Origin of the sequence: Pseudomonas sp. SWRI68, assembly GCF_014269165.1 — a bacterium.
In the GTDB taxonomy this organism is placed as follows: Bacteria; Pseudomonadota; Gammaproteobacteria; order Pseudomonadales; family Pseudomonadaceae; genus Aquipseudomonas; species Aquipseudomonas capeferrum.
In genome coordinates, this window is sequence record NZ_JABWRU010000003.1 from 152,661 (window position 1) to 172,235 (window position 19,575).

The 19,575-nt window shown below is 64.1% G+C and carries 18 protein-coding genes and 1 other RNA gene; 15 read left to right on the top strand and 4 right to left on the bottom strand.

Features of this window, described 5'->3' with window-relative positions; all coding sequences use genetic code 11:
- Positions 1-52 precede the first annotated feature (52 nt).
- From HU770_RS06880 to HU770_RS06895, 4 genes are all read right to left on the bottom strand, one after another.
- Positions 53-631: a BON domain-containing protein gene (locus HU770_RS06880; protein WP_186659710.1), complete on the bottom strand. Its 579-nt coding sequence runs from the start codon at positions 629-631 to the stop codon at positions 53-55.
- Entirely contained in the window at positions 628-1,221 is a 594-nt protein-coding gene (locus HU770_RS06885; protein WP_012274070.1) for a phosphoheptose isomerase, read from the bottom strand. Before HU770_RS06885 ends, HU770_RS06880 begins: the two co-directional genes overlap by 4 nt.
- A gap of 86 nt (positions 1,222-1,307) precedes the next feature.
- Positions 1,308-1,679 carry a YraN family protein gene (locus tag HU770_RS06890; RefSeq protein WP_033702843.1) on the bottom strand — a complete coding sequence of 124 codons (372 nt, stop codon included), beginning with the start codon at positions 1,677-1,679 and terminating at the stop codon, positions 1,308-1,310.
- Complete coding sequence (locus tag HU770_RS06895) at positions 1,679-3,496, bottom strand: penicillin-binding protein activator (protein ID WP_186659708.1); 1,818 nt, start codon at positions 3,494-3,496, stop codon at positions 1,679-1,681. Before HU770_RS06895 ends, HU770_RS06890 begins: the two co-directional genes overlap by 1 nt.
- 187 nt (positions 3,497-3,683) lie before the next feature.
- Here HU770_RS06895 and rsmI point away from each other — a divergent pair, with 187 nt between their 5' ends.
- The 15 genes from rsmI (at position 3,684) to HU770_RS06970 (ending at position 19,565) form a co-directional block, all read left to right on the top strand.
- Positions 3,684-4,559, top strand: a complete 876-nt coding sequence (rsmI, locus tag HU770_RS06900; RefSeq protein WP_186663371.1) for a 16S rRNA (cytidine(1402)-2'-O)-methyltransferase — start codon at positions 3,684-3,686, stop codon at positions 4,557-4,559.
- 67 nt (positions 4,560-4,626) lie between these two features.
- Positions 4,627-5,000: RNase P RNA component class A (gene rnpB / locus HU770_RS06905), an RNA gene on the top strand.
- Positions 5,001-5,308: 308 nt separating this feature from the next.
- Positions 5,309-5,764 carry a division/cell wall cluster transcriptional repressor MraZ gene (mraZ, locus tag HU770_RS06910; protein ID WP_019439042.1) on the top strand — a complete coding sequence of 152 codons (456 nt, stop codon included), beginning with the start codon at positions 5,309-5,311 and terminating at the stop codon, positions 5,762-5,764.
- A 2-nt stretch (positions 5,765-5,766) separates the two neighbouring features.
- On the top strand, positions 5,767-6,708 hold the full coding sequence (gene rsmH / locus HU770_RS06915) for a 16S rRNA (cytosine(1402)-N(4))-methyltransferase RsmH (protein WP_177326487.1): 942 nt from the start codon (positions 5,767-5,769) through the stop codon (positions 6,706-6,708).
- Positions 6,705-6,998: a cell division protein FtsL gene (gene ftsL, locus HU770_RS06920; RefSeq protein ID WP_033702839.1), complete on the top strand. Its 294-nt coding sequence runs from the start codon at positions 6,705-6,707 to the stop codon at positions 6,996-6,998. The genes rsmH and ftsL overlap by 4 nt, the downstream gene beginning before the upstream one ends.
- Positions 6,998-8,734: a penicillin-binding protein 2 gene (locus HU770_RS06925; RefSeq protein ID WP_162181164.1), complete on the top strand. Its 1,737-nt coding sequence runs from the start codon at positions 6,998-7,000 to the stop codon at positions 8,732-8,734. The genes ftsL and HU770_RS06925 overlap by 1 nt, the downstream gene beginning before the upstream one ends.
- Entirely contained in the window at positions 8,731-10,221 is a 1,491-nt protein-coding gene (locus HU770_RS06930; RefSeq protein ID WP_186659704.1) for a UDP-N-acetylmuramoyl-L-alanyl-D-glutamate--2,6-diaminopimelate ligase, read from the top strand. Before HU770_RS06925 ends, HU770_RS06930 begins: the two co-directional genes overlap by 4 nt.
- Complete coding sequence (gene murF, locus HU770_RS06935) at positions 10,214-11,581, top strand: UDP-N-acetylmuramoyl-tripeptide--D-alanyl-D-alanine ligase (RefSeq protein ID WP_186663373.1); 1,368 nt, start codon at positions 10,214-10,216, stop codon at positions 11,579-11,581. The genes HU770_RS06930 and murF overlap by 8 nt, the downstream gene beginning before the upstream one ends.
- Positions 11,581-12,663 carry a phospho-N-acetylmuramoyl-pentapeptide-transferase gene (gene mraY / locus HU770_RS06940; protein WP_033702836.1) on the top strand — a complete coding sequence of 361 codons (1,083 nt, stop codon included), beginning with the start codon at positions 11,581-11,583 and terminating at the stop codon, positions 12,661-12,663. The genes murF and mraY overlap by 1 nt, the downstream gene beginning before the upstream one ends.
- Positions 12,664-12,669: 6 nt before the next feature.
- Complete coding sequence (murD, locus tag HU770_RS06945; RefSeq protein ID WP_186659701.1) at positions 12,670-14,016, top strand: UDP-N-acetylmuramoyl-L-alanine--D-glutamate ligase; 1,347 nt, start codon at positions 12,670-12,672, stop codon at positions 14,014-14,016.
- On the top strand, positions 14,016-15,227 hold the full coding sequence (gene ftsW, locus HU770_RS06950) for a putative lipid II flippase FtsW (RefSeq protein WP_177326488.1): 1,212 nt from the start codon (positions 14,016-14,018) through the stop codon (positions 15,225-15,227). The genes murD and ftsW overlap by 1 nt, the downstream gene beginning before the upstream one ends.
- A complete protein-coding gene (gene murG / locus HU770_RS06955; RefSeq protein ID WP_033702834.1) occupies positions 15,217-16,296 on the top strand; it encodes an undecaprenyldiphospho-muramoylpentapeptide beta-N-acetylglucosaminyltransferase in 1,080 nt (359 codons plus the stop codon). Before ftsW ends, murG begins: the two co-directional genes overlap by 11 nt.
- On the top strand, positions 16,289-17,737 hold the full coding sequence (murC, locus tag HU770_RS06960; protein WP_033702833.1) for a UDP-N-acetylmuramate--L-alanine ligase: 1,449 nt from the start codon (positions 16,289-16,291) through the stop codon (positions 17,735-17,737). Before murG ends, murC begins: the two co-directional genes overlap by 8 nt.
- Complete coding sequence (locus HU770_RS06965) at positions 17,734-18,690, top strand: D-alanine--D-alanine ligase (RefSeq protein ID WP_186659699.1); 957 nt, start codon at positions 17,734-17,736, stop codon at positions 18,688-18,690. The genes murC and HU770_RS06965 overlap by 4 nt, the downstream gene beginning before the upstream one ends.
- A gap of 5 nt (positions 18,691-18,695) precedes the next feature.
- Complete coding sequence (locus tag HU770_RS06970) at positions 18,696-19,565, top strand: cell division protein FtsQ/DivIB (protein WP_033702831.1); 870 nt, start codon at positions 18,696-18,698, stop codon at positions 19,563-19,565.
- The last annotated feature ends 10 nt before the right edge of the window (positions 19,566-19,575 follow it).

Sequence of the window (19,575 nt, forward strand, 5' to 3'; positions counted from 1 at the left end):
GCCGGCCCTTCGCGGGTCAACCGCGAAGAGGTCGGTTCAGGCAGCCCGTCAATCAGTCGATGTACTCGAACAGTTTGACGATCTTCTGCACGCCCGACACGCCCTGTACCACGCCGGTGGCAGCATTGGCCTCCTGTTGGGTCACCAGGCCGAGCAGGTAGACGATACCGTTCTCGGTAATCACCTTGATGCGCGAGCTTGGCACGGCGTTGTCAGTCAGCATCTGCGTCTTGATCTTGGTGGTCAGCCAGGCGTCGTTGTTGCGCGCCAGGATGGAGGAGGGCTGCATCACCTGCAGTTCGTTGTGCACCTTCTTCACGCGCTGCACCTGGCCAGCCGTTTGCTCGGCCAGGCTCTTGAGCTCGGCGCGAGGGGTCTGGCCGGCAAGCAGGACGATGCCGTTGTAGCTGCTGACAACGATGTGCGAGCCCTTGTCGAGGTCTGGGCTGGCTTTGGAAATATTGACCGCAGCCTTGGTTTCGATCAGCGAGTCATCGATCTTGCTGCCGATGGTGCGCGTGCCGCGATCGTCCTCGATCGGCGAGTTACGGGTCGAGGTCAGCACCGAGCTGCAGCCGGTGACGCTCAGGCACAGGGTCAGGGCCATCAGGCCGAGGCGCATAGGGGTCATTCTTCACTCCCGAACAATTGGCTGTCGATCAGATCGCACAGGCAGTGGATCGCCAGCAGGTGGACTTCCTGGATACGTGCGGTGACCGTCGAAGGCACGCGGATTTCCACGTCCTCGGGCAGCAGCAGCGAAGCCATGCCGCCGCCGTCACGCCCGGTCAATGCTACGACAATCATTTCGCGATCATGTGCGGCCTGGATCGCTTGAATCACGTTGGCCGAGTTGCCGCTGGTGGAAATCGCCAGCAGCACATCGCCGGGCTGGCCCAGGGCGCGGATCTGCTTGGAAAAGACTTCGTTGTAGCTGTAGTCATTGGCGATCGAGGTCAGCGTCGAGCTGTCGGTGGTCAGTGCTATGGCCGGCAGGCTCGGGCGCTCGCGCTCGAAGCGGTTGAGCAGCTCCGACGAGAAGTGCTGGGCATCGCCGGCCGAGCCGCCGTTGCCGCAAGCGAGCATCTTGCCCTCGTTGAGAAGCGCATTGACCATGACCAGGCTGGCCTGCTCGATGTGCGGTGCCAGGATGTCCATTGCCTGTTGCTTGGTATCGATGCTGGCCTGGAACAGCCGGCGAATTCGGGATTGCATGTCCATCTGGTGACCTTAAGTGGGGCGGTGGCCGGCGCGGCGCGCAACAAAGACCAGCCCGCGAAACATAGAGCAAAAAATACGAAGTGGGTTCAGCATTCGAAGGCGTTTTTCAGCCATTGAAGCGGTCTGCCTGCATGGTGGCTGCCCTGCAGGGCGACAACGTCGAAGCGGCAGGGTTGTGCGGCCCAGCGCGGCTCCTTTTGCAGGAAAAGGCTGGCAGCCAGCACCAGCCGTTTCTGCTTGCGCCCGTCGATGCTGCCGAGGGCGCCACCGAAGCTCGCGTGCAACCGGTAGCGGACTTCGACGAATACTACTGTATCGGCGTCGAGCATGACCAGATCAAGCTCACCGCCTTTGCATCGCCAATTGCGCGTCAGCAGCCTGAGGCCTTGCCCTTGAAGGAACTCAAGGGCTTGGTTTTCGGCTGCCTGACCGGCCTGGGAGGGCGATGCGTCTGGCATCAACGGGCGGTGTCTGGCAGGCGCTTGACCTGGCCGCCAGAGAACTCGGCCCAAGGCAGCTGGCGCTCGATACGCTGGTTGGCGTTCATGCTGAGGCTGCCCGAAAGCCCTTGTACGCGGTTGTCCGGCAGGGCTTTCAGTTGGCCCAGGCGCGGTGCCAGGCTGTAGGCATCCACGCCCATGGCGTACAGGCGGCCGAGGCTGCCGGCGGCTTGCGGCCATTGCTGCACCACCTGCTGGCGCAGGCTGTTGCTGGTGTCGAGCAGCCACGGTGTTTCGCAGAAGCGGATGCCGTTCATGTCGTTGTACTGGTTGACGTCACCGCTGGCGCTGTACAGGTTCGAGGTGGCATAGACCGGTACGTCGCCGGCGTACTGGAAGTTCAGGGTCGGCTTGATCTGCTGGGCCTGTTGCGGCGTCGAGGCGAGGAAGATGAAGTCGATGTCCTGACGGCGCGATGGCTGCGCGGCGATGTTGCCGCCCACGGTGCTCTGCAGGCTCTTGGCGCGGCCTTCGCTCTGGCGCAGCTGGAACAGGTCGGCAATCTGCTGGGCCAGGGCGACGGGCTGCGCGATGCGTTCGGCGGCGAGCAGGGTGCCGCCGTTGCTTTCCCAGTCTTTGCGGAAGGCGGCGAGCACACGGTCACCCCACTCGCCGCTCGGTACCAGCGCGACGGCGCGGACCATGCCGTCGGCGCGGGCGCGACGTGAGACTTCGCGGGCTTCATCCTCGGCAGCGAGGCCGAACTGGAAGAGCTGCGGCGGGGCTGTCTGGCCGGCGTCTGCGTAGTTCAGGGCAAGCGTGGTGATTGGCAGTTGCGCATTGGCAGCGAGCTTTTTCACCAGGGGTTTTTCCAGTGGGCCGACTACCAGTTGCACGCCATCGGCCTGGGCCTGGCGGTAGAAGTCGTCAACCGAGGTGATGCGGGAGCTGTCGTATACCTGCACGGCGGGGGCCGGCTGGCCAGACTGCTGAGCCTGGAAGTGGGCGGCCATGAAGCCATCACGCAGTGCGCGTGCGACGCCCGCCAATGGGCCTTCCTGGGGCAGCAGCAGGGCAATCTTGGTCAATGGCTGGCTGGCCAGCTCCTTGAGCTTGGCCAGCGCCACCGGCAGTTGCTGGGCGGCAGGGTGGTCCGGGTGCTGCTGGCGCCAGGTGTCGATGGCGGCTTGCTGTTGCTCCAGGGTGCCGGCGGTTTTCACGGCCAGGGCCAGGCTGGTCCAGCCGGCGAGTACCGGGTCGTTGGCTGGCTGCTGCAGCTGTTCTGACGGCAGCGCGGCGACCAGCGCCCAGATCGAGTCGTTGTTGGCGCTGGCGGCCTGGCCGCTGAGCAGCGGGGCAAGCAGCACGCGCTGCTGGGCTGCGGCCAGGGCCTGGCCGTCGGCTTCGAGGGCGGCGGCGTGGACGCTGTAGGTGCGTACCTGCTGTTCTGCCGGCAGCTCGGCGACACGCTGCAGGCTAGGGTGCGACAGGGCGGTGAGGGCCGCCTTGGGCTGGTTGCGGCTCATGGCCAGCTCGGCGCCAAGGGTGCTGGCGAACACTTGCTGTGCGGGCTTGAGCGTGTCCATCGGGACCTGCTCGAGAATGCGTGCGGCGCGCGGGTAGTCCTTCTGCTTGTACGCCAGGTCTGCGGCGCTCAGGCGCAGCAGGGCGGCATCTTCCGCAGACTTGCTGGAGGCGGCCTTTTCGAGCAGTTGCTCGATGCTGGCGTCCGGGGTGCGTGGCAGCTCGCCCAGGCTGGATGAGGGCGAGCTGGCGCAGGCTGCCAGCAGGGTAGCGAGGCAGAGGGCTGAGAGCAGCCGCAGGCAAGCGATCATGTAAAGGTCCTGTTACTCGATCAAGTTGGCCGGCAATTGTACCCAAGCACTGGCCGGGGCGCGATCTTGCTGATGCTGATCCTTCACTATAGGTCGCTGGCCGATGAACGCCTGCGAAGTTCTTTGCGCCCTGTTACGGGCGGTCGGGCTACAATGGCGCCTTTGATCCGAAAGACAGGTGTGCGCAGTGACTGATGTGGCAGGGGCTTCGAAATCCACCGTGGGTACGCTGTATGTGGTCGCAACGCCCATCGGCAACCTCGACGACATGAGCGCCAGGGCGCTGAAGGTGCTGGCGGATGTCGCCCTGATCGCGGCCGAGGACACGCGCCACTCGATCCGTCTGCTGCAGCATTTCGGTATCGACACGCCGCTGGCGGCGTGCCATGAGCACAACGAGCGCGACGAGGGCGGTCGGTTCCTGACCCGGTTGTTGGCCGGCGACAATGTCGCGCTGGTTTCCGACGCCGGCACACCGTTGATTTCCGACCCTGGCTACCACCTGGTGCGTCAGGCGCGGGCGGCGGGGGTGAGTGTGGTGCCGGTACCGGGTGCATGCGCGCTGATTGCCGCGCTGTCGGCGGCGGGCCTGCCCTCTGACCGTTTCATCTTCGAAGGCTTTTTGCCAGCCAAGATGGCGGGGCGCCGTGCGCGGCTGGAGCAGGTCAAGGAAGAGCCACGCACGCTGATCTTCTACGAGGCCCCTCACCGTATCCTCGAGTGCCTGGAGGACATGGAGGCGGTGTTCGGTGGCGAGCGCCCGGCGCTGCTGGCGCGCGAGCTGACCAAAACCTTCGAGACCCTCAAGGGCTTGCCGTTGGCCGAGCTGCGGGCGTTTGTCGCGGGCGACAGCAATCAGCAGCGCGGGGAATGCGTGGTGCTGGTCGGTGGCTGGAGCGCGCCCGAGGGCGAGCAGGCGATCAGTACCGAAGCGCAGCGGGTGCTGGACTTGCTGTTGGCGGAGTTGCCGCTCAAACGGGCGGCGGCACTTGCGGCGGAAATTACCGGTGTACGCAAGAACCTGTTGTATCAACTTGCCCTGGAAAAACAGAAAGCAGAGTAGTGGCCATTTGATATAGTTTGCGGTATCGCTTGTTCTTGACCGCGTGTACCGTTAATCTTGTCGGCGGAGAGTCGATCGGACAGTCGCTGCCTGTTTTTGTTCCGCAGCTTTTGTTGCGAAACAGCAGGGGGAGGAAAGTCCGGGCTCCATAGGGCAGAGTGCCAGGTAACGCCTGGGAGGCGCGAGCCTACGGAAAGTGCCACAGAAAATAACCGCCTAAGCACTTCGGTGCCGGTAAGGGTGAAAAGGTGCGGTAAGAGCGCACCGCACGGCTGGCAACAGTTCGTGGCTAGGTAAACCCCACTCGGAGCAAGACCAAATAGGGTTCCATTAGGCGTGGCCCGCGTCGGAACCGGGTAGGTTGCTAGAGGCGTCCAGTGATGGCCGTCGTAGAGGAATGACTGTCCTCGACAAAACCCGGCTTACAGATCGACTCTCCACCTCTCCCTCCCTGCTTGAATCGATAGCAGGCGCACTCTGGTAATACCGAAAAAATCTTACTCTTAATAAATCACTTTAACTTCGAACTCCATTCGCTTGCGTGGGTTTGATTTTTCTCGTGTTTTTTTCCTCCCTGAAGTCCTTCCACATTCCTTTATCGCGCTAAATCTCGGTCCTGTAAGGCTTTTCCTTATGAACGTGCCTTGACGGTGCGGCGGGCGGATTCCTATAGTGTGCGCAAGTGGCAGAAAGTGGGATGAAGTGGGTTTTCTGGCACAAAAAAGCTACCATTGTGGGGAATCGCAGCCGTGTTCCGCGGAGCCAACGCCGTCAGCCTCGATGCCAAAGGCCGTCTCGCCATGCCGAGCCGGTACCGCGACGAGCTCGATTCGCGTTGCAATGGCCAGCTGATCGTGACCATCGACGCTGTAGACCCCTGCTTGTGTGTTTACCCCCTCGATGAGTGGGAACAGATAGAAGCCAAGTTGCGTGCCTTGCCGTCATTGCGTGAGGAAAACCGCCGCCTGCAGCGTTTGCTGATCGGCAATGCGGTTGACCTGGAGCTCGATGGCAGTGGGCGCTTCCTGGTTCCGCCCCGTTTGCGTGAGTACGCCAAGCTCGACAAGAAGGCGATGCTGGTGGGGCAACTGAACAAATTCCAGCTGTGGGATGAAGATGCCTGGAACACGGTTTCGGCAGCCGACCTTGCAGCTATTCAACAACCGGGCGCCATGCCCGACGAATTGCGTGACCTGATCCTGTGACCATAGATAGCGGCTTCAACCACATTACCGTCCTGCTCGACGAAGCTGTCGAGGCATTGGCCCTGCGCGCCGACGGTTGCTATCTGGACGGTACCTTCGGCCGGGGCGGACACAGCCGTCTGATTCTCAGCAAGCTTGGGCCGCAAGGGCGGCTGCTGGGCTTCGACAAAGACCCACAAGCGATTGCCACAGGGCAAGCGCTGGCGGCCGAAGACGGCCGCTTTGTCATTGTGCAGCGCAGCTTTGCCGAGCTCGGCGCGGAAGTGGCTGAGCGCGGCATGGCCGGCAAGGTCAGCGGTGTGCTGCTCGACCTGGGGGTATCTTCGCCGCAGTTGGATGACCCAGAGCGTGGCTTCAGCTTCCTCAATGACGGCCCGCTGGACATGCGCATGAACCCCGGTATCGGGGTCAGCGCCGCCGAGTTCATCGCCAGCGCGCCGGTCGAGGAAATCGCCCGCGTGTTCAAGGAATACGGCGAGGAGCGTTTTTCCGGGCGTATGGCGCGTGCCGTGGTGGAACGTCGCGAAAAGCAGCCGTTCACCCGTACCGCCGACCTTGCCGAAGTGCTCAAGGTCGCCAACCCGGCCTGGGAGAAGGGCAAGAACCCCGCCACCCGCGCCTTCCAGGGCCTGCGCATCCACGTCAACAACGAACTGGGTGACCTCGAAACCGGCCTTGACGCGGCGCTCGAGTCGCTGGAAGTTGGCGGCCGCCTGGTCGTCATCAGCTTCCACTCGCTCGAAGACCGCATCGTCAAGCTGTTCATGCGCAAGCTGGTCAAGGGCGAGGCAGACAACCTGCCGCGCAACCTGCCGGTACAGCACAAGGCCTTCGAACCCAAGATCAAGCTCATCGGCAAGGCGCAGTTCGCTTCCGAGGCCGAGCTCAAGGCCAACCCGCGGTCGCGCAGCGCCGTGATGCGGGTGGCGGAGAAGCTGCGGTGAGCAGGCTGTTTGCCAAGCCATTGCCAGGCGGAAGCTTCCTGATGCTTCTGCTGTTCGTCGGTGTTCTGGTTTCGGCCATCGCCGTGTCTTACAGCGCCCACTGGAACCGTCAGTTGCTCAACACCCTGTACGGCGAGTTGAGCGAGCGCGACAAGGCGCAGGCCGAGTGGGGGCGTCTGATCCTTGAGCAGAGCACCTGGACGGCGTCCAGCCGCATCGAGAGCCTGGCGTCCGAGCAGCTGAAAATGCGCGTGCCCGCAGCCGACGAAGTGCGGATGGTGGCGCCATGATGAAGCTCGAAGGCGCACTCTACCCCTGGCGCTTCCGGGTGGTGATCGGCTTGCTGGCGTTGATGGTCGGTGCCATCTGCTGGCGCATCATCGACCTGCAGGTGGTCGACCGTGACTTCCTCAAGGGGCAGGGCGATGCGCGCAGCCTGCGCCATATTCCCATCCCGGCGCACCGTGGCCTGATCACTGACCGCAACGGTGAGCCGCTGGCGGTCAGCACCCCGGTTACCACCTTGTGGGCCAACCCCAAGGAAATGCAGGCGTCCAAAGAACGCTGGCCGCAACTGGCAGCCGCCCTTGGGCAGAACCCCCAGCAACTGACCGAGCGCCTGACCCAGCAGGCCAGCAAAGAATTCATCTACCTGGTCCGCGGCCTGACCCCGGAGCAGGGCCAGCATGTGCTCGACCTGAAAGTGCCGGGTGTCTATGGCCTGGAAGAGTTCCGCCGCTTCTATCCCGCCGGTGATGTCACCGCGCACATGGTCGGCTTCACCGACCTCGATGACCACGGGCGTGAAGGGGTAGAGCTGGCCTATGACGAATGGCTGGCCGGCGTGCCCGGCAAGCGACAGGTGATCAAGGACCGGCGTGGCCGGCTGATCAAGGACATTCAGGTAACCAAAAACGCCAAGGCCGGTAAGACCTTGGCGTTGTCGATAGACCTGCGCCTGCAATACCTGGCCACCCGTGAGCTGCGCAACGCCATCGCCGAACAGGAAGCCAAGGCCGGCAGCCTGGTGATCATGGACGTCAAGACTGGCGAAGTGCTGGCCATGGTCAACCAGCCGACCTACAACCCGAACAACCGCCGCAGCATGTTCCCTGCCGCGATGCGCAACCGGGCGATCATCGACGTGTTCGAACCCGGCTCGACCGTGAAGCCGATTTCCATGAGCGCGGCGCTGCAGAGCGGGCGCTGGAAGATCACCGACAAGGTCGAGGTCTACCCGGGCAGCCTGCAGATCGGTCGCTACACGATCAAGGACGTTTCCCGCAGCGAGGGCCCGATCCTCGACCTGACCGGCATCCTGATCAACTCCAGTAACGTCGGCATGAGCAAGATCGCCTTCGATATCGGCGGCGAGGCCATCTACCGGGTCATGTCCCAGGTCGGCCTGGGGCAATACACTGGCCTGGGCTTCCCGGGCGAGCGGGTGGGCAACCTGCCTAACCACCGTGAGTGGCGCAAGGCCGAGACCGCGACCCTGTCCTACGGCTATGGCGTATCGGTGACTGCGTTGCAATTGGTGCATGCCTACGCGGCGCTGGCCAACGACGGCAAGATGGTGCCGCTGTCGATCCTCAAGGTGGACAAGGCACCCGAGGCCGTTCAGGCGATTCCGAAAGAAACTGCCGAAACCGTCCAGGGCATGCTGCAGCAAGTGATCGAGGCGCCGCGCGGGGTGTTCCGTGCCCAGGTGCCGTTCTATCACGTGGGTGGCAAGTCGGGTACGGCGCGTAAGGCGACCGTTGGCTCCAAGGGCTACACCGAGAACGCCTACCGCTCGCTGTTCGCAGGCTTCGGCCCGATGAGCGACCCGCGTTACGCGATCGTCGTGGTCATCGATGAACCGAGCAAGGGCGGCTACTTCGGTGGCCTGGTATCGGCGCCTGTGTTCAGCAAGGTCATGTCGGGCACCTTGCGTTTGATGAACGTGCCGCCAGACAACCTGCCGCCGCCAGCAACCGCACAACCACAAGTCAATGCAGCAGACGCCAAGGGAGGGCGTGGATGATGACAATGCCACTGAGCAAGCTTTTCGCCCACGCCAGCCGCGATCCGCTGATCCGCGAGCTGACCCTGGATAGCCGTGCCGTGCGCCCGGGTGATCTGTTCCTGGCTGTGCCGGGTGCCAAGGTCGATGGCCGTGACCATATCGCCGACGCACTGGCCCGTGGCGCCGCCGCGGTAGCCTATGAAGAGCAGGGCGCGACCGTGTTGCCGATCACCGAGATGCCGCTGATTCCGGTCAAGGGGCTGATCGCCCAGCTGTCGGATATCGCCGGTCGCTTTTATGGCGAGCCAAGCCGTCAGTTGAACCTGGTCGGGGTGACCGGCACCAACGGCAAGACCAGTGTCACGCAACTGGTGGCCCAGGCGCTTGATGTGCTGGGCCAGCGTTGCGGCCTGATCGGCACGTTGGGTACCGGTTTCTATGGTGAGCTGCAGAGCGGCCGCCTGACCACGCCAGACCCGATCGCGGTGCAGTCGACGCTGTACGACCTGAAAAAGGGCGGCGCCAAGGCCGTGGCGATGGAGGTGTCCTCGCATGCCTTGGAGCAGGGGCGTGTCGCTGCGCTGGAGTTCGATATCGCGGTAATGACCAACCTGTCCCGCGATCACCTGGATTACCACGGCAGCATGGAGGCCTATGAGGCCGCCAAGGCCAAGCTGTTCGCCTGGCGCAGCCTGCGTTGCCAGGTGGTCAACCTAGATGACGACTTTGGTCGCCGCCTGGCGGCGGCCTATGCCCGTCGTCCGAGTACCGATCATATCGAGACCCGGCTGCTCAGCTATAGCCTGGAGAATCCGGAGGCTTCGTTGTATTGCCGTGAAGCCACGTTCGATGACGATGGCGTGCGCGCAATCCTCGTGAGCGCCCAGGGTGAGCGCACCTTGCGCAGCCAACTGCTTGGCCGTTTCAACCTGAGCAACATGCTCGCGGCAGTGGCAACGCTGCTGGCACTGGATTATTCGCTGGACGAAATCCTCAAGGTCACCCCCCAGTTGCAAGGGCCGGTTGGCCGCATGCAGCGCCTGGGCGGCGGCGACAAACCGCTGGTGGTGGTCGACTACGCCCACACGCCGGATGCCTTGGAAAAAGTACTCGAGGCCCTGCGCCCGCACGCACACGGCAAGTTGCTGTGCCTGTTCGGCTGCGGTGGCGACCGTGACCGTGGCAAGCGCCCGCTGATGGCCGAAGTGGCCGAGCGCCTGGCTGACCGCGTGCTGGTCACCGATGACAACCCGCGCAGCGAAGACCCGCTGCGGATCTTCGACGATATCCGCCCTGGCTTTGCCAAGCCGGAGCACGTCGAGTTCGTCGCTGGCCGCGGCGAAGCCATTGCCCACTTGATCGCCACTGCCGCCGCCGATGACGTTATCGTCCTGGCCGGCAAGGGCCATGAGGATTACCAGGAGATCCGTGGCGAGCGCCACGATTTCTCCGATCTGGTCGAAGCCGAGAAGGCACTTGCAGCCTGGGAGGCTCCACATGCTTAAGCCCATGACACTCAGTCAGCTGACCGCGGCACTGAGTGCTCGCGTGGTGGGTGCCGACGCCAGCTTCGGCGGCGTCAGCATCGACAGCCGCAGCGTCAGTGCCGGGCAACTGTTCGTCGCCCTGGCAGGCCCGCGTTTCGATGGCCACGATTACCTGGCCGATGTAAAGGAAAAAGGTGCCGTAGCGGCGCTGGTCGAGCGTGAAGTGGCCGATGTCGACCTGCCACAGCTGCTGGTCAAGGACTGCCGTGTCGCGCTGGGGCAACTGGGGGCCTTGAATCGCGCCGCGTTCGACAAGCCGGTCGTGGCCATCACCGGTTCCAGCGGCAAGACCACGGTCAAGGAGATGCTGGCCAGCATCCTGCGTACCCGTGGCCTGGTGCATGCCACCCGTGGCAACCTGAACAACGACCTCGGTGCCCCGCTGACCCTGCTGGAAATCGCCCCGGAGCACAGCGCTGCGGTGATCGAGCTGGGCGCTTCGCGCATTGGCGAGATCCGCTACACCGTCGGCCTGACCCAGCCGCACGTGGTGGTCATCAATAACGCCGGTACTGCCCATGTCGGCGAGTTCGGCGGCCCGGAGAAAATCGTCGAGGCCAAGGGCGAGATCCTCGAAGGCCTGGGCGAGGGCGGCACGGCCATCCTCAATCTGGACGACAAGGCTTTTGCCATCTGGAAGGCGCGTGCCGGTGCGCACAGGGTCATCAGTTTCGCCCGCAACGATGGCCGCGCCGACTTCTACGCCACTGGCATCGACCGCGATGCGCGTGGCTGTCCGTCCTTCACGCTGCATGGCGCCGGGGACTCGGTTGCGGTGCAACTCAACGTCCTGGGCGAGCACAACGTCAGCAACGCATTGGCCGCGGCGGCGGCTGCCCACGCCGTCGGTCTGAGCCTGAGCGGCATTGCCGCTGGCCTGAATGCCGTGCAACCGGTCAAGGGCCGCACCGTGGCGCAGATCGCGCCGAACGGTGTGCGGGTAATCGACGACAGTTACAACGCAAATCCCACCTCGATGTGCGCGGCCATTGATATACTCGCCGGCTTTTCCGGACGCACCGTCCTGGTGCTTGGGGATATCGGCGAATTGGGTCAATGGGCGGAGGAAGGCCACCGTCAGGTGGGTGACTATGCGCGTGGCAAGGTCGATGCCCTGTACGCTGTGGGTTCCAACATGACACACGCGGTCAAGGCGTTCGGCGCCAATGGCCGTCATTTCGCTACTCAAGCTGAGCTGATCGACGCGGTTCGCGCCGAAAATGCCAGTGACACCACTATCTTGATCAAGGGCTCGCGCAGCGCTGCGATGGAAAACGTCGTGGCGGCATTGTGCGGTGCCAGCGGGGAGAAACATTAATGCTGCTGCTGTTGGCTGAGTATCTGCAACAGTTCCATAAAGGCTTCGCGGTCTTCCAGTACCTGTCCCTGCGCGGGATTCTCGGTGTACTGACTGCGTTGTCGCTGGCGCTGTGGCTGGGCCCGTGGATGATCCGTACCCTGCAGATTCGCCAGATCGGTCAGGCCGTCCGTAATGACGGCCCGCAATCGCACTTGTCCAAATCCGGCACCCCGACCATGGGCGGCGCGCTGATCCTGTCGGCCATCGCGATCAGCACCCTGCTGTGGGCCGACCTGTCCAACCGCTACGTGTGGGTCGTGCTGATCGTCACCCTGGCGTTTGGCGCCATCGGTTGGGTCGACGACTACCGCAAGGTGATCGAGAAGAACTCCCGTGGCTTGCCTAGCCGCTGGAAGTACTTCTGGCAGTCGGTGTTCGGCCTGGCTGCGGCGATCTTCCTTTACAAGACCGCCCCGACCAGCGTCGAGACCACGCTGATCGTGCCGTTCATCAAGGATGTCACCATTCCGCTGGGCATCGGCTTCGTCGTCCTGACCTACTTCGTGATCGTCGGTTCGAGCAACGCGGTCAACCTCACCGACGGCCTCGACGGCCTGGCCATCATGCCAACGGTCATGGTGGGCGGTGCCCTGGGCATCTTCTGCTACCTGTCGGGCAACGTGAAGTTCGCCGAATACCTGCTGATCCCGTATGTGCCGGGTTCGGGCGAGCTGATCGTGTTCTGCGGCGCGCTGATCGGTGCGGGCCTGGGCTTCCTGTGGTTCAACACTTACCCGGCCCAGGTCTTCATGGGCGACGTCGGTGCCCTGGCGCTGGGCGCCGCACTGGGCACTATCGCGGTGATCGTCCGCCAGGAAATCGTACTGTTCATCATGGGTGGCGTATTCGTCATGGAAACCCTGTCGGTGGTGATCCAGGTCGCCTCCTTCAAGTTGACCGGCAAGCGCGTGTTCCGCATGGCGCCGATTCACCACCACTTTGAACTCAAGGGCTGGCCTGAGCCACGGGTGATCGTCCGTTTCTGGATCATCACCGTGATTCTGGTGCTGGTCGGCCTTGCAACCCTGAAACTGAGGTAGATGAGCGTGTCACTGATCGCTTCCGACCAATTCCGCATCGTTGTCGGTCTCGGCAAGAGCGGCATGTCCCTGGTTCGCTTCCTGGCGAGCCGGGGCATTGCCTTTGCGGTCGCCGACACCCGCGAGCAACCGCCGGAACTGGACACCCTGCGCCGTGATTACCCGCAGGTGGAAGTGCGCTGTGGCGAGCTGGACGTGGACTTCCTCTGCCGCGCCAACGAACTGTACGTGAGCCCGGGCCTGGCATTGTCCACCCCGGCGCTGCAGCAGGCTGCGGCGCGCGGTGTGGCCCTGTCGGGTGACATCGAGCTGTTCGCCCGCCATGCCAAGGCGCCGATCATCGCCATCAGCGGCTCCAACGCCAAAAGCACCGTCACCACCCTGGTCGGGGAAATGGCTGCCAAGGCGGGCAAGCGTGTGGCCGTGGGCGGCAACCTCGGTACGCCGGCCCTCGACTTGCTCGGGGATGAGGTGGAGCTGTATGTGCTGGAGCTGTCCAGCTTCCAGCTGGAAACCACTGACCAGCTCAATGCCGAAGTGGCCACCGTGCTGAACGTCAGCGAAGACCACATGGACCGCTACAGCGGCCTGCCGGCCTATCACCTGGCCAAGCACCGGATCTTCCGGGGCGCCCACCAGGTGGTGGTGAACCGCCAGGACGCCCTGAGCCGGCCATTGCCGGTGGAAGGCCGGCCGTGCTGGAGCTTTGGTCTGAACCCGCCCGACTTCAAGGCCTTTGGCCTGCGCGAGGTCGATGGCGAGAAGTACCTGGCCTTCGAATTCCAGAACCTGATGCCGGTTCGCGAACTGAAAGTGCGTGGCGCGCACAACCAGAGCAACGCCCTCGCGGCCCTGGCCCTCGGCCATGCGGCCGGCTTGCCGTTTGCGCCGATGATCGAAGCCCTGCGTGAATTTGGCGGCCTGGCCCATCGTTGCCAGTGGGTTCGCGAGCGCAATGGCGTCAACTGGTACGACGATTCCAAGGCCACCAACGTGGGGGCCGCGCTGGCCGCCATCGAGGGCCTGGGCGCGGACATCACCGGCAAGCTGGTGCTGATTGCCGGCGGCGACGGCAAAGGTGCCGATTTCGCAGCGCTGCGTGCACCGGTGGCGCGCTTCTGCCGTGCAGTGGTGCTGCTGGGCCGTGATGCCGAGCGCCTGGCCGAAGCACTGGGTGAGGGTGTGCAGCAGGTCCGGGTCAAGACCCTGGATGAGGCCGTCGAGCAATGCGCCGCCTTGGCTCAGCCGGGCGATGCGGTGCTGTTGTCGCCAGCCTGCGCCAGCCTCGACATGTTCAAGAACTTTGAAGAACGCGGGCGGCTGTTCGCCCAAGCGGCGGGAGGGCTGGCATGATCCTGGGCATCTTCAAGCCGTACCCGTCGCCGCTGATCAGCGGCCGTGGCATCGACCTCGACTTCGCGATGCTCGCCGGTTGCCTGGCATTGCTGGGCCTGGGCCTGGTGATGATCACCTCGGCCTCTTCGGAAGTGGCTGCGGTGCAGTCGGGCAACCCGCTTTACCACATGTTCCGCCACCTGGTGTACGTGGCCATCGGCCTGTTCGCCTGCGGCGCCACCATGCTGGTACCGATCGCCACCTGGCAGCGCATGGGCTTCATGATGCTGCTGGGCGCCTTCGGCTTGCTGGTGCTGGTGCTGGTGCCCGGCATCGGCCGCGAAGTGAACGGTTCCATGCGCTGGATCGGCTTCAGCTTCTTCAACGTCCAGCCTTCGGAAATTGCCAAGGTCTTCGTGGTCATCTACCTGGCCGGCTACCTGGTGCGCCGGCAGACCGAGGTGCGCGAGAGCTGGATGGGTTTCTTCAAACCGTTCATCGTGCTGCTGCCAATGGCCGGCCTGCTGCTGATGGAGCCAGACTTCGGCGCCACCGTGGTGATGATGGGCGCTGCGGCGGCCATGCTGTTTCTCGGCGGTGTGGGGTTGTTCCGCTTCAGCCTGATGGTGGTGCTGGCGGTGGTCGCGGTGTTTGTCCTGGTGCAGGCGCAGCCGTATCGAATGGCGCGCCTGATCACCTTTACCGACCCCTGGTCCGACCAGTTCGGTTCGGGCTACCAGCTGACCCAGGCGCTGATTGCCTTTGGTCGCGGTGAGTGGCTGGGCGTTGGCTTGGGCAACAGCGTGCAGAAGCAGTTCTACCTGCCCGAGGCGCACACCGACTTCGTGTTCTCGGTGCTGGCCGAAGAGCTCGGCGTGGTCGGCTCGCTGGTCACCATCGCGCTGTTCGTCTTCGTCACCGTGCGTGCTCTTTACATCGGCCTGTGGGCCGAAAAAGCCAAGCAGTTCTTTGCCGCCTACATGGCGTTCGGCCTGGCCTTCCTGTGGATCGGCCAGTTCCTGATCAACATCGGGGTGAACGTCGGCCTGCTGCCGACCAAGGGCCTGACCTTGCCGTTCCTCAGCTACGGGGGCAGCTCGCTGGTGATCTGCTGTGCCTGCGTGGGGTTGCTGCTGCGTATCGAGTGGGAGAGCCGCACGCACCTGGGCAGCGAGGAACACGAATTCAACGAAAGCGATTTTGCCGAGGAGACCAGTCATGGCCGCTGATGGCAAGAACGTACTGATCATGGCAGGCGGCACCGGGGGCCACGTGTTCCCGGCCCTGGCCTGCGCTCGCGAGTTCCAGGCACGCGGTTACAGCGTGCACTGGCTGGGCACGCCGAAAGGCATCGAGAACGAACTGGTGCCCCAGGCCGGTCTGCCGTTGCACCTGATCCAGGTCAGCGGCCTGCGCGGCAAGGGCAAGCTGTCGTTGCTCAAGGCGCCGTTCACCCTGGTCAAGGCCGTGCTGCAGGCACGGCGCATCATTCGTCAGCTCAAGCCGGTGTGTGTGCTGGGCTTCGGCGGCTATGTGACCGGGCCCGGCGGTGTGGCCGCGCGGCTGTGCGGTGTGCCGCTGGTGATCCACGAGCAGAACGCCCGTGCGGGTACCGCCAATCGGCTGCTGGTGCCACTCTCGGCGCGGGTCTGCGAAGCTTTCCCGGGCACGTTCCAGGCCAATGACAAGCTGCGTACCACCGGCAATCCGGTACGCACAGAGTTGTTCATGGATGCACAACGTGCGCCCCTTTCCGAGCGCCGTGCTCGCCTGTTGGTAATGGGCGGCAGCCTGGGTGCGGAACCATTGAACAAATTGTTGCCTAAGGCCCTGTCCGAAGTGTCTGCGGCGCTGCGGCCAGAGGTGTTCCACCAGGCTGGCAAGCAACACGCGCCGATCACCGCCGAGCGTTATCACGAGGTCGGCGTCGAGGCTCAGGTAGAGCCTTTCATCACGGACATGGCCCAAGCCTATGGCTGGGCCGACATGGTGGTATGCCGGGCCGGTGCCCTGACCGTCAGCGAACTCGCGGCGGCGGGCCTGCCTTCGATGCTGGTGCCGTTGCCCCATGCGATCGACGACCACCAGACCTACAACGCCCAATATCTGGCTCGGGAGGGCGCGGCCTTCCTGATGCCACAAGCGACAACTGGCGCAGCGCAGCTCGCTGAACGCCTGAACGAGGTGCTGATGCAACCCGAGAAACTCAATACCATGGCTGGCACCGCACGGCGCCTGGCCAAACCTGCTGCAACCAGCACCGTGGTCGATATCTGCCTGGAGGTGGCCCATGGTTGAAAGCCAGAAAGCCATTCCCCAGCCGAAGATGGGCCGTATCCGCCGTATTCACTTCGTCGGTATCGGCGGCGTCGGTATGTGCGGCATCGCCGAAGTGCTGCTGAACCTGGGCTATGAAGTGTCCGGCTCCGACCTCAAGGCGTCGCCGGTCACCGAGCGCCTGGAGTCGTTTGGCGCCGAGATCTTCGTCGGCCACCGTGCCGAGAACGCAGTCGCCGCCGATGTGCTGGTAGTGTCCAGCGCGATCAACCCGGCCAACCCGGAAGTCGCCACCGCCCTCGAGCGGCGTATTCCGGTGGTGCCGCGTGCCGAGATGCTTGCCGAGCTGATGCGCTACCGCCACGGCGTTGCGGTCGCCGGTACCCACGGCAAGACCACCACCACCAGCCTGCTGGCCTCGGTGTTCGCCGCCGGTGGCCTGGACCCGACCTTCGTCATCGGTGGGCGCCTGACCGCGGCCGGCACCAATGCCCAGCTCGGCACCAGCCGCTACCTGATCGCCGAAGCGGACGAGAGCGACGCCAGCTTCCTGCACCTGCAGCCGATGGTCGCCGTGGTCACCAACATCGATGCCGACCACATGGCGACCTACGAAGGCGACTTCAACAAACTGAAGAAAACCTTCGTCGAGTTCCTGCACAACCTGCCGTTCTACGGTTTGGCGGTGATGTGCCTGGACGACCCGGTGGTGCGCGAGATCCTGCCGCAGGTCAAACGCCCGACGGTCACCTACGGCTTCAGCGAAGAGGCGGATATCCGCGCCATCAACGTGCGCCAGCAGGGCATGCAGACGCATTTCACCGTGCTGCGCCGTGACTGCGAGCCGCTGGAGGTGTCGGTGAACATGCCCGGCAACCACAATGTGCTCAATGCCCTGGCAACCATTGCTATCGCCACGGACGAAGGCATCAGCGACGAGGCCATCGTCCAGGGGCTGTCCGGCTTCCAGGGTGTCGGCCGACGCTTCCAGGTCTACGGCGAGCTGCCGGTCGACGGTGGCAGCGTGATGCTGGTCGACGACTATGGCCACCACCCGACCGAAGTCGCCGCAGTCATCAAGGCCGTGCGCGGTGGCTGGCCGAGCCGTCGCCTGGTCATCGTCTACCAGCCGCACCGGTACAGCCGCACCCGCGACCTCTACGACGACTTCGTGCAGGTACTGGGCGACGCCAACGTGTTGCTGTTGATGGAGGTCTACCCGGCCGGCGAAGAACCGATCCCCGGGGCGGACAGCCGTCAGCTGTGCCACAGCATCCGTCAGCGCGGCAAGCTGGACCCGATCTACATCGAGCGTGGCGCCGAGCTCGCCCCGCTGGTGCAGCCACTGCTGCGCGCGGGCGACATCCTGCTTTGCCAGGGCGCCGGTGATGTCGGTGGCCTTGCCCCGCAATTGATGAAAAGCCCGCTGTTCGCTGGCGCCAAGCAGGAGAAGTCGAAATGACCAGCGCCTACGACACACTGCACTCGACCCTGGACGTCAAGGCGTTCGGCCGCGTCGCGGTGCTCTACGGCGGCAAGAGCGCCGAGCGTGAAGTCTCGCTCAAGTCCGGCGCCGCCGTGATCGAAGCCTTGACCAGCGCCGGTGTCGACGTCGTCGCCATCGATGTGGGCGACGACCTGCTCGACCGCCTGCAACGCGAGAAGATCGACCGCGCGTTCATCATCCTCCACGGCCGTGGCGGTGAGGACGGCAGCATGCAGGGCCTGCTCGAGTGCCTGGGCATCCCTTACACCGGCAGCGGTATCCTCGCTTCGGCCCTGGCCATGGACAAGCTGCGCACCAAGCAGGTGTGGCAGAGCCTGGGTATTCCGACCCCGCGCCACGCGGTTTTGGCCAGCGAAAGCGATTGTGTGGTGGCCAGTACGGAACTGGGCTTCCCGCTTATCGTCAAACCTGCCCATGAAGGCTCTAGCATCGGCATGGCCAAGGTGAACAGCGAGCAGGAATTGATCGCCGCCTGGCAGGACGCCGCCAAATACGATTCCCAGGTTCTGGTCGAGCAGTGGATCCACGGCCCGGAGTTCACCATTGCGGTGCTGCGTGGCCAGGTGCTGCCGCCGATCGCCCTGGGTACGCCGCACGTGTTCTACGACTACGACGCCAAGTACATCGCCAACGATACCCAGTACCGCATTCCGTGCGGCCTGGACAGCGTCAAGGAACAGGAACTGATCGACCTGACCGCGCGCGCCTGCGATGCCATCGGCATCGAAGGCTGGGGGCGGTTGGATGTGATGCAGGACGAGCAGGGCCAGTTCTGGCTGCTCGAAGTCAACACCGCACCCGGCATGACTGATCATAGCCTGGTGCCCATGGCGGCCCGCGCGGCCGGCCTGGACTTCCAGCAACTGGTGCTGGCGATCCTGGCTGCCAGCGTCGAGACGCGAGGTTAACAGCCATGCAAGGCGCGATGTTACGTCATCAGCAACCCGCCACCGGCCGTAGCAAGCCGGTGCCGCGCGGTGCCAGCCGAATGGTGGCCAACGAGCCCATGTCGGCGCGCCTGCCCAAGGCCAACTTCAGTGGACTCAAGCGCCTGCTCTGGCCGGTGCTGCTGGTCGCGGCAGGCTTCGGCGCCTATGAAGGCGCCATTCGCCTGATGCCTTATGCCGACCGGCCGATCACCCGGATCGCCGTGCAGGGCGACCTCAGCTACATCAGCCAGCAGGCGGTGCAGCAGCGTATCGCCCCGTTCATGGCGGCGAGCTTCTTCAGCGTCGACCTGCCGGCGATGCGTGCGGAGCTCGAGCAGATGCCGTGGATCGCCCATGCCGAGGTCCGGCGCGTGTGGCCGGACGAGGTGGTGATCCGCCTGGAAGAACAGCTGCCAGTGGCACGCTGGGGTGACGAGGCCTTGCTCAACAACCAGGGCCAGGCCTTCACCCCGCGCGAGCTGGCCAACTATGAGCACCTGCCGCAGCTGTTCGGGCCGCAGCGTGCTCAGCAGCAAGTCATGCAGCAGTATCAGGTTTTGAGCCAGATGCTGCGCCCCATGGGCTTTTCCATCGCTCGCCTGGAGCTTCGCGAGCGCGGCAGCTGGTTCCTGACTACCGGTGCGGGCAGCACCGGCCCAGGCATCGAACTGCTACTGGGGCGCGACCATCTGGTGGAGAAGATGCGCCGTTTCATTGCCATTTACGACAAGACGCTTAAAGAGCAGATCACCAACATCGCCCGCATCGATCTGCGATACGCCAACGGACTTGCCGTTGGTTGGCGGGAACCGATTGCACCGACGACGGCCCAACCCGCCGTTGCGAAGAATTAGAGAGAGGCAG

What these genes read in the sequence shown, in the direction of transcription:
- HU770_RS06930 (WP_186659704.1), top strand. Translation starts at nt 8,731, where the DNA reads ATGATGACAATGCCACTGAGCAAGCTTTTCGCCCACGCCAGCCGCGAT.
- HU770_RS06925 (WP_162181164.1), top strand. Translation starts at nt 6,998, where the DNA reads ATGAAGCTCGAAGGCGCACTCTACCCCTGGCGCTTCCGGGTGGTGATC.
- murF (WP_186663373.1), top strand. Translation starts at nt 10,214, where the DNA reads ATGCTTAAGCCCATGACACTCAGTCAGCTGACCGCGGCACTGAGTGCT.
- mraY (WP_033702836.1), top strand. Translation starts at nt 11,581, where the DNA reads ATGCTGCTGCTGTTGGCTGAGTATCTGCAACAGTTCCATAAAGGCTTC.
- HU770_RS06890 (WP_033702843.1), bottom strand. Translation starts at nt 1,679, where the DNA reads ATGCCAGACGCATCGCCCTCCCAGGCCGGTCAGGCAGCCGAAAACCAA.
- HU770_RS06965 (WP_186659699.1), top strand. Translation starts at nt 17,734, where the DNA reads ATGACCAGCGCCTACGACACACTGCACTCGACCCTGGACGTCAAGGCG.
- HU770_RS06885 (WP_012274070.1), bottom strand. Translation starts at nt 1,221, where the DNA reads ATGGACATGCAATCCCGAATTCGCCGGCTGTTCCAGGCCAGCATCGAT.
- HU770_RS06970 (WP_033702831.1), top strand. Translation starts at nt 18,696, where the DNA reads ATGCAAGGCGCGATGTTACGTCATCAGCAACCCGCCACCGGCCGTAGC.
- murC (WP_033702833.1), top strand. Translation starts at nt 16,289, where the DNA reads ATGGTTGAAAGCCAGAAAGCCATTCCCCAGCCGAAGATGGGCCGTATC.
- HU770_RS06880 (WP_186659710.1), bottom strand. Translation starts at nt 631, where the DNA reads ATGACCCCTATGCGCCTCGGCCTGATGGCCCTGACCCTGTGCCTGAGC.
- murG (WP_033702834.1), top strand. Translation starts at nt 15,217, where the DNA reads ATGGCCGCTGATGGCAAGAACGTACTGATCATGGCAGGCGGCACCGGG.
- HU770_RS06895 (WP_186659708.1), bottom strand. Translation starts at nt 3,496, where the DNA reads ATGATCGCTTGCCTGCGGCTGCTCTCAGCCCTCTGCCTCGCTACCCTG.